Source organism: Microvirga sp. Mcv34, assembly GCF_024519725.1.
GTDB lineage: Bacteria > Pseudomonadota > Alphaproteobacteria > Rhizobiales > Beijerinckiaceae > Microvirga.
The window spans coordinates 2,501-3,505 of the sequence record NZ_JALJRK010000154.1 but is presented as its reverse complement, the minus strand read 5'-3'; the positions used below and the strand labels follow the sequence as shown (position 1 = coordinate 3,505).

General features: G+C 55.1%; 1 tRNA gene and 1 rRNA gene (1 of these 2 running past the window's edge). Both read left to right on the top strand.

What is annotated here, in order from left to right:
• Positions 1 to 76, top strand: a tRNA-Ala gene (locus tag OC446_RS29030).
• Between the two features lie 253 nt (positions 77 to 329).
• A 23S ribosomal RNA gene (locus tag OC446_RS29025) occupies positions 330 to 1,005 on the top strand; it runs 2,135 nt beyond the window's last position.

The window sequence follows — 1,005 nt, the reverse complement described above, 5'->3', positions numbered from 1 at the left end:
GGGGCCTTAGCTCAGCTGGGAGAGCGGTAGCTTTGCAAGCTTCAGGTCGTCGGTTCGATCCCGACAGGCTCCACCATTTTTATGGGTTCCGGATGTCAAAGGAATTCGTGCCCTCCCCTTTGGGGTGAGCGGCGCGGATGTTTGAAATCGTAAAGAGGCAGCATCTTCGGCGAGCGGACAACCTAGTTCCGCGAACCAGCCCTGGCCCGCAGCCAGGGCGCCGGAGATGCTTGGCAAGCAAAAACGTCGTCGGCTTGAAAGAGCTGACGACAGGTCTTTCTTTTAGATCCGTGTTCGGCTTTTGCCGGGCGGACATGGATCATGAGAGTAATCAAGTGTCGTAAGAGCATCTGGTGGATGCCTTGGCGCTGAGAGGCGATGAAGGACGTGGTACGCTGCGATAAGCCTTGGGGAGCTGCGAACGAGCTTTGATCCAAGGATCTCCGAATGGGGAAACCCCCCTTCGACCCTTTGTCTTGTGACGTCATGGGTGACTGTGGTGTTGCAAGACGGAGGGTCAGATGAAGGGATTAGATCCTGAATAGATAGGGGTTTAAGGCGAACCCGGGGAACTGAAACATCTAAGTACCCGGAGGAAAGGACATCAAACGAGACTCCGTTAGTAGTGGCGAGCGAACGCGGACCAGGCCAATGCCAACCTGATCTTCACCGGAACTGTTTGGAAAAGCAGGCATCAACGGGTGATAGCCCCGTACGGATAAGGGAGAGGGTTGGATTTGAGTAGGGCGGGACACGTGAAATCCTGTCTGAACATGGGGGGACCACCCTCCAAGCCTAAGTACTCCTCAGCGACCGATAGTGAACCAGTACCGTGAGGGAAAGGTGAAAAGCACCCCGACGAGGGGAGTGAAACAGTTCCTGAAACCGGATGCTTACAAACAGTCGGAGCCCAAGGTTCGTCCTGGGTGACGGCGTACCTTTTGTATAATGGGTCAGCGACTTAAAGTAACGAGCAAGCTTAAGCCGATAGGTGGAGGCGCAGCG